4 protein-coding genes and 1 pseudogene are annotated in these 8498 nt (G+C 63.3%); 1 reads left to right on the top strand and 4 read right to left on the bottom strand.

Annotated features, from left to right (window positions below):
* A pseudogene (locus MKK65_RS22205) lies at positions 1–118 on the top strand (IS630 family transposase); the annotation flags it as partial.
* A 423-nt stretch (positions 119–541) separates the two neighbouring features.
* Here the strand turns inward: MKK65_RS22205 and MKK65_RS22200 are convergent.
* The 4 genes from MKK65_RS22200 to MKK65_RS22185 form a co-directional block, all read right to left on the bottom strand.
* Entirely contained in the window at positions 542–1147 is a 606-nt protein-coding gene (locus MKK65_RS22200) for an invasion associated locus B family protein (protein WP_243960237.1), read from the bottom strand.
* A gap of 34 nt (positions 1148–1181) precedes the next feature.
* A complete protein-coding gene (locus tag MKK65_RS22195) occupies positions 1182–4565 on the bottom strand; it encodes a YadA-like family protein (RefSeq protein WP_243960236.1) in 3384 nt (1127 codons plus the stop codon).
* 412 nt (positions 4566–4977) lie between these two features.
* The gene (locus tag MKK65_RS22190; protein WP_243960235.1) at positions 4978–6660 is read right to left on the bottom strand and encodes a putative bifunctional diguanylate cyclase/phosphodiesterase; all 1683 of its coding nucleotides are present in this window, start codon (positions 6658–6660) and stop codon (positions 4978–4980) included.
* On the bottom strand, positions 6657–8480 hold the full coding sequence (locus MKK65_RS22185) for an ATP-binding protein (protein WP_243960234.1): 1824 nt from the start codon (positions 8478–8480) through the stop codon (positions 6657–6659). Before MKK65_RS22185 ends, MKK65_RS22190 begins: the two co-directional genes overlap by 4 nt.
* Positions 8481–8498 lie beyond the last annotated feature (18 nt).

Raw genomic sequence — 8498 nt, 5'->3', positions numbered from 1 at the left:
GGCGACGATCAAACGCTACATCGCCGAGCACAACCGGAGCGCCAAACCCTTCGTCTGGACCAAGCCGGCTACCGACATCCTCGCCGCCGTCAGCCGCTCCCATGAACCATCCGTCTGAGTCAGTGTACTAGGTCTGCTTTGAGGAGGCCTTGAGATAGAGATGGATGGCCTGTATGGGCGCACTGCTGCCCGGCTGGTTTTACAGCTCCTCGACCCTGAAGCCGACGGGCCGAAGGCTCAAATCTCAGTCCCTTCCGCAAGCGTGAGCGCATTGACCTGCCTATCAGCTGGCGGCGAGAGCCGACGAATGTCGTGCCAGCGGGCTGCCCGAGGGAGCCATGTCGGAATAAGGCAGGGGCATCAGGGTCTGACGGAGCTCGTCGTTGCCTGAGACGCCCAGGGCGCTGTCACTGACGTACCGGCCAGCGACGCGTCAGAGGTACTGCCGCCGGCTGTCCTGCTGCGGCGTCCGTGATAGGCCTTTTCTCAAACTCGAAGTACTCCGCCTCCGCCAGGGTGCGGGGATAAGAGCGATGACGCGCTACGATTTTGCCCGGGCGCTTGTTCCGTGTAGGCTACTGAGGGCGCGTGCAAGTCCATCCAGGGATAATGTCATCTCGACTCTGGGCAGACCATCTGAAGTCCAGTAGTGTATTTTTACCGTACCCCCGCCACGGATGTGGCGGATCATCATGGGGTCGACCGGCAGGAAGCCGACGCAAAGACTGGCGTCGCAAGACGTGAGACGCATCACGGTCTCGCGGCCTCCGAAATCCAGCGTGACCGTGTGGGCGGGGAAGTCCGTTACCGGCGCGCGCACCAAGAAAACCGGCTCGCCCGACGCAGTGGCAGCGATCGACCAGCTAAACGCAAGACGGCCGTCTGAAGCAGCGATCGATTGCACGATGTTGCAAACCCGACGACCTTTCGCCTCATCGCAAATCGATGTCCAGCTCAGGAACCGTTCGACGACCCGACGAATGCCCGGGCCAACCGGGGCCCCGTCGACGGGCTTCACTCGGTAAGCGGGCTCGGCGACAGAGGCGACCGGCTGATCCTCGGTGAGGCTGCTGCGCAGGAACGCCTGCGCCTGAGCCGGCGATAGCAACCCGGCGCCGATCATGAGCGCGATCGCGTAGCCCAGCAACGATAACGTCCGCGGCAGCCGCACGTTCGGCATCTCAGTTCAAGGTGAAGCTTGCGCCGGCGCCGATCCCGAAATCGCGGCCCGCCGCGACACCGGTGGCGTTCACCCGCGCTGTCCCGTCCGGCAAAGTGTATCCGACGCCAAAGGACGCGGCAGCCTCGCCGCGCCACGCGCCTCCGCCGGCGGCGACGCTGAGTTTGCCCGGCCGGTCGTCGAAGCGGAGGGCCGCCGCCGCTAGACCGATCGCGGCGCCGCGCCGCGCGTCCGCGCGAGCCTCGCCGACTTGTCGATTGAGATCGACCAGCTGACTGCCGAAGGTGCTCAGCTGCTTCTGCAACGGTGCCACGGCGGCATCGGTGTAGGCGGCGCTCGCGGCCGAAGCCGCCGCGATGCTTCGGTCGGTATAGGCGTTGGCCTCGGCTCTGGCCTGTGCCACCTGCCCGGTATTGGCCCCATCGGTGGCGAGCACGCCCGCCGCAACGTTTCGGATCAATACCGGCTGGTTCGGGTCGCTCCCGGCGAGCGTCATGGACTGACCGCGGCCGCCGGTTGAGGGATCGACGTCGTATCGGACCCCGAACGTGTCGACGGCGCCGAGGGCGGCGCCGACGCTGGCGTATCTCTGACCGCCGATCGTGTAGCTCGGCGCCGTGACACTGCCATCCGCTGCGACGCCGGCCCCGCCACCCAGCGCGCTGGCCAAGTTGGCACCCAGTGTTCGGACTTGGCGCACATTCACCGCGTCGGTGTCCTGGGTTCCGCCGGCCACGTTGGTGATCTGGCGTTCCGCCCCCTCGGCGCCGACCGAGATCGCGCCCTGTATCGAGTTCACCGCGACGCCGGAGAAGGCCTCGGCGGCCCCGGCCATACCCGCACGATTGGCCACCGCACCCGCCCCGAGGGCGACGCCCCTGTCTGCGGTCACCGACGCCGCAGGACCGATCGCGACGGAGTCGGCGCCGATGGCCTGTGCCGCAGCGCCGGTGCTCCGAACGGCGACATAGCGGCTGCCGTTGGTGCTGAGATTCGTTACCGCCGCGTCGAGGCCGCCGAGGGCGTTCCCGACGCTGTGGTAGCTCGTGCCCTGGATTACATAGCTGGGGGCGATCAGCGTCCCATCGCCGGCAACCCCAGCGCCGCCGCCCAGAACCGAGGCCACGGAGGCGCTGACCGCATAGATCTGGCCGCCGGTGACCGCTTGAACGCTGCCGGCTGCAATCTGGCCCGCCCCGACCCCCGTCAAAGTCCGCGCCGTGCCACTCTGGTTGGCAAGAGACACCCGTGTTCCGTCCGTGGCGCCGCCGATCGAGATGGCGCGCGACGTCGCATCCTGTCGCACGAGACCCGAGGTCCCGTTTTGCAGATCGGAAACGCCGCTACTGACCGCGTAAAGTTGGCCGCCGTTGACGGCCTCGGTCGAGCCTGCCGCAACCAGGCCCGACGCGACGCCACGCAGGGAAACGGCCGTGCTGCCGCCCTTGGCGAGATCAATCACGTTCGTCGGGTTGCCGCTGCCATCCGGTACGTACTGGACGGCAAGAGAGTTGCTTGCCGCGAGAGCCGAACCGACATCGCGGTAGATCTGCCCGCCGACATTGTAGCTCGGCTTCGTGAAGGCCCCCGTCGCCGTGTCGTACGCTGCGCCGCCGCCCAGCGCGTCGCTGCTCGAGCGGAGTTGACCCAGCGTTGCCGCGTCATTGTCGGTCGTTCCGGCGGAGAGGCCGGTGAGCCGACGGGCACCATTGGTCCCGGTGAAATCGACGACGGCGCCATCGGTGCTCTTCCCGACGCTGATGGTACGGGTGGCCTGATCCTGCTGGACGAGTCCGATGCTGCCGTTTTGAAGCGCAGCGACTTTCTGGTTGGTCGTGTAGAGTTGGCCGCCATTGACGGCATCCGTCGAGTTGCTCGAGGTGATATTGCCGCGTCCGACATTGTGAAGCAGCACCGCCTCACCGGTGTTCGAACCGACCAGGGTCACGTCATTCGACGGCACGGCTGGGTTCGCGACGGTCGGGCTTGTCGCGGTCGCATAGCGCAGCGGCAATTGTGAAAGCGCAACGGCACCATTGTCCGTCGTCGCCGGAGCCAGGCCGCTGATCGAAACCGCCGATCCGACCGCACCGCCGCGGGTCAGATCAATGCTGGTCAAGCGCTTGCCGCCGCCATCCGTGTCGTAGCGCAATGCCAAGCTGTCGACTGCCCCCACAAGATCAGGAATCGTGCTGTATTTTTGTGACCCGAACGAATAAGTCGGCGGCGTGTACGTATTGGATGCAGCGTCGAACGTGCTTCCGAGCGTGGTGCCGAGTGTGTTGCCGAGGCCCCTGAGCTGACGCACGTTGACCGCATCGGTGTCGTTCTGGCCACCCGCCACGTTGGTGATCTGTCGCTCGGTACCGGAGGCGCCGACCGAGAATTCCGTGTTGGCCGAACTCAATGCGTTGCCGCTATACGCCTCCGTGCCGCTGATCGTCCCGCGCAGGGCCATGGCGTTCGCGCCGACTGCAACGGACTGTTTCGACGACGCTTTGGCGCCGCTACCGATTGCCAGTGCCGAACCACCTTGGGCGGACGTGTTGTCACCAATGGCGATGTTGCTCGCCGTCGAATTACCGCCGTTCTCCCCTGCGACGGATAGGCGGCCGATGGCCAGTGCATCCTGGCCGTAGGCACTGGCGATGAAGCCCTGAGCGAACGAGAAGTCACCCACGGCATAGGATTGCCGTCCGAGAGCGATGGCGATATCGCCCGACGCCTGGTTGTTCGTGCCCAGCGACAACGTCGAACGACCATTCGCCGTGTTGCCGTAGCCGATCGCGACCCCGTAGGCGCCGTTGGCGGCGTTGCTGGTTCCAATCGCGGTCGAGTTGTAGTCCGCGTTGCCCGCAGCATTGTTATAGCCAATGGCCACACCGCCGCCAGTGCTGACCGTCGATCGCAATCCGAGCGCGGTACCCGACGGGATCGAGCCGGCATCCGACGTCTCGTTGGGCGGCGTCGTGCTGCCGTTGGAGCCGCCCGCCGGGTTACCGCCCGTCGCGGCACCGCTTATGCCAGTGCCGCTGCTGTCGCGGTAATTGATAATTCCCTGGACTTTCTTCGCCGACTGAGCCTTTGCGCCGGAGCCGATCGCGACAGCGCCGGCTCCGACCGCCGACGCGTTGAGCCCACCGGCGAACGATCCGGCACCACCGCCGCTCGCGCCTGAGCCGATCGCCGTTGCGTCGGCGCCGCCGCTGTTGGCGTTGTAGCCCCCGGCGAATGAGCGATCACCGCTGGCTGTCGCTCCGGGCCCGATCGCTGTCGCATTATTGCTATCGTTGGGAACGGATCCGCCACCTGCCTGATAGCTTTGAGCGCGGGCTGATCCGGTCAGAAGCAAGCCAAGACCGAGTGCAACGGCGGTCGTATTCAATAAATCTCGGCGGATACACCTGGAAAGCTCTCTATAGGTGTGGCTCATATTCGCTTTGCCGAAACTCAGAGACTTCATTCGATTATTTGGCCGCACCGCATCCCGAGATACGGCCGCCGGCGAACTAATCGCTAATATTTTATACCGCCGTCGTATCTAAATTATATTTGGCAGCTTTCACCGCCGTTATAGGTACATATAGCAGATGAACAAATGATTATTATAACTAATTCTAACCCTTAATCCTCCAATCGTTAATGCGATAGCATCGCCGGTGATGACGGGGAGCAAAATATGAGTCTTTTATCCGCACCGCCGCCAACACTGGCGCGATTACCCTCAAGCTTTCGTCAGATGAAGATATTCGATGCCGACTGGTGTGCTGATATTATTCGTTAAATATCGGCGCTCTTCAGCGGTGTGCGCATTTCCGGACGTCATAAGCCCGGCTGCGGAAAGTTTGCCTGTGCCGATTTGATCCGCGCTCTGTCGAAGGCCGCCCATCCGCCATATCAATCTGGTCGATCAGCATGGGCTTGGCGAAATAATAGCCTTGCGCGCAACGGATCTGCGTTGCGCCGAGCAGGTAAGCGACCTCCTCGTAAGTTTCGACGCCCTCGGCGACGATCGACATCCCGAGCGCGAGACCCAAGGATTCGATGGCTCTGAGCAAAATCTGACTGCGTGGTCGGTTGTGGATGTCGGTGATGAACGACCGGTCAATCTTCAGCTCATCGGCGGTGATCTCCGCAAGGGCAGCGAGTGACGAGTAGCCCACGCCGAAATCATCGATCGAGACACGCGCCCCGACGGCCCGGATGCAGGGAAGAACTTCGCGTTGGAACAGACCCTTTGCGAAGAAGGCCTCTTCAGTGAGTTCGAGCACGAAGCGGCCGGCCATGCCGGTTTTGCCAAGGGCCTCGCAAAACTTGGTCATGAACGGAACGTCACAAGCCTGCTTCGCCGCGATGTTAAGACTTATCGTGACGTCGACCCCAAATATCTCATCGATCCGATGGATGCTGCTAATCGTTTCCGATAATATTTGCAGCGTTATCTCGTTGATCAGACCGAGCTCGATGGCGAGGCCAATGAAATCTCCCGGTGCATGAATCATCCCGAGCTCGTCGCGCCACCGTAGGAGTACCTCAACGCCCAGTACCGCGTGCGTGCGCATATCGACTTTGGGCTGGAAGGCGCAACAGAAGCAGCGATCGCGAATGGCCAGACGCAACCGCTGCTCGACCGCCATGCGCTCGGTTGCGATGTGGCTCATCGTCTCCTCGAAAAGGCTGACGCCTCCTTTCGCGCAGCCCTTGACTTGGTACATCGCATTATCGGCTTGGCGGCGGAGGATCTCGTACGTCGAGCCGTGGTCCGGGAACAGGCTCAGGCCGATCGACGCCGACGCGAAGATCTCATGACCGTCGATAAAGCACGGCTGTTTCAGGCGCTCGGAAATCTCCGTTATCTCCGCCAACGTCGTCGCCCAATCCGTGATCGGGTTCAGCAGCAGCACGAACTCGTCACCGCCAAGGCGTGCCAGCATGTCGCTGGGGCGCAGGGCGCCACGGATGCGGTCGGATACTCGGCGCAGCAAGGCATCGCCCGCGGCGTGGCTGTAATAATCGTTGATGTGCTTGAAATTGTCGAGATCGATGAAGGCGAGGGCGAACCGGTCGGTCGGGCCGGCCTGCGCAATGAGATCCTCCACGCTCTGCTCGAACATGGTCCGGTTGGGCAGGCTGGTGAGCGCGTCGATGTAGGCGCGATTGATCAGATCGCGCTGCAAATCGTGGTGATGCGTGACGTCGATCAGGGACGTCAGCGTGTAGGCCTCCTGTTCGACGAGCACGCTTTGCGCCTGAGCCTCGACCATGCGCGCACCGACCTGCTCGACCATGAGCCTGTCGGGATGCAGCAGGGCCCCCCTCGGGAGGTCATGGAGAGCCCGTGGTCCGAGCTCTTGGGCAGCGGCGTTTGCGAGGATACAGCGACCCTGGTCGTTATGGACCACGATCCCGACAGGTAGCGCTTGGATGGCAATTTCCAGCAGGCTCTGCAGATGGGTGACAGATCGCTCGGTCACGATCACCCCTGCTGCCAGAGGGACTTGGCAGTACGCAGGCCAGCTTCGGCCGCGTGTTCGACGCCGTCGAGCGGGCGCCGGAGCAGCCGGCGATGGACTTGGTCGATGGCGCTTCCGTTGCCGCCATCGGCGGCCGGGTCGCGACTCAAGCGCGCCGCGACCGACTGATCGGTATCGACCCCGCTCGCTTTACTCATGGTGGCCCCGCGCCAGCGTTCCACCACCGCGCCGACGAAGCCCGCGGCCGCGATCGCCGCGCCGTCGTCCATGAGCCGCGCGCTCATATCGTTGCGCGGCTGGCGCTCCGGCGGAAGCGGGGTAAACTTGAACCGCGCCGGCATCGGTACGCCTTCGCCGAACGCAATGACCTCACCGGTGCCGAGGGATGGAACGAAGGTGAGCAGGTTCACCGCGTCGGACACGGCAGCTGCCAGGAAGGCCTGGTCACGATCATTGGTCATTCGCATAGCGAAGAGCGTGCTGCATTGCGACATGATCGTCGGGTCGAGTTCGGCCGGGCGCTGCGTGACGAGACCGAGGTAAACCCCGTGCTTGCGGCCTTCGCGTGCGATGCGCGAGAGCGCGCGGCGCGTCGGCGTAAAACCGATTGACCGGTCGGCGGATGCATAGCGGTGGGCTTCCTCGCACACGAACAACAACGGGATTGCGCCCTCGCTCCAGATGCCGAACTCGAAGGCGAGGCGGCAGAGCACGCACACGACGGCGTCGACGATCTCCATGGGGAGCCCCCCGAGTTGCATGATCGTCATCGACCGGCCGCCTGCCTCCAACCGGAACAGGTGCGCTAGGATCTCGCCCATCATGTCGCCGCCGACGTTGGCGTTTTCGAACATGAAACCGTAGCGTGGATCGTTGCGAATGGCCTCGATCCGCGTGATGAGCCGATGGTAGTGCATCCGCGTGACGCGGTTTTCCAACCGCCCCATCCGCTCATCGATCAATGCGATCAGATCTTGAAGCACGTACGGAACCGGCGTGTCGACCGTGTAGCCTGCGTTCTTGCCGTTCGAGCGCTTGATGGTCTGTCGCTCGGTCGCCTCTTTGTACTGAGCATACTTGAGCTTCGCGAGCGGAATGACGTCCGCTAAGATTTCGATCTCCTCGTCGACCGGAGGTCTGCCGCCGTAGATCACGTCAGCGATCTCTTCCAGGTTGAAGAACCAGAATGGAAGTTTGAGATTGCGGGGGGTGATCACGTTCGCCTGTTCGCCAAAGCAATTGGCGTACTCGTTGTGTACATCGAGCAGGAAGATGCGAACCGTCCTCTGCGAACGCATGACTTGGTCGAGAATGACCGCGACGCCGCTGGATTTTCCGACGCCTGTTGTCCCTAGGACAGCAAAGTGTTTCGAGAGAAGGTCGTCGATTTTGATGGAGGCCGCAGTATCCGGGTCCTGGACCAATGTGCCGACCGCCGCGACGTTCGACGCGGACACTTCGTATACCACGCGGAGATCGGCCGGTGGGAGCAGGGCAGCCTCGTCGCCGATCGCCGGATAGCAGGCGACGCCGCGGCGGAACCGCTTCGCGCCCATCTCGACGATGAGTTCGCCCAGCAGATCCAGGCTGGCATAGGCGCCAGATGGTCCACCGCGATCGCCGCCCGACGACAAGGCGGTAATGACACCGACCAGCATGGCGCCGCCGGCTCGAATCTGAACGAAATTCCCGACCGTCGCGCGAACATTCGGACGTCCTTCCCCGCCCAGCAATCGAAGATGGACCTTCGAACCATCGATTGATGTCACGAGGCCCATCTGAGAAATCGGCGTGTCAGGGCGAATTGTCACGTCGTAGCTCAGCATTTCGCATGTCCTCGAGCG

This window comes from Methylobacterium sp. J-001 (assembly GCF_022829565.1).
Classification (GTDB): domain Bacteria; phylum Pseudomonadota; class Alphaproteobacteria; order Rhizobiales; family Beijerinckiaceae; genus Methylobacterium.
This window is presented reverse-complemented; position numbering and strand designations above follow the sequence as displayed.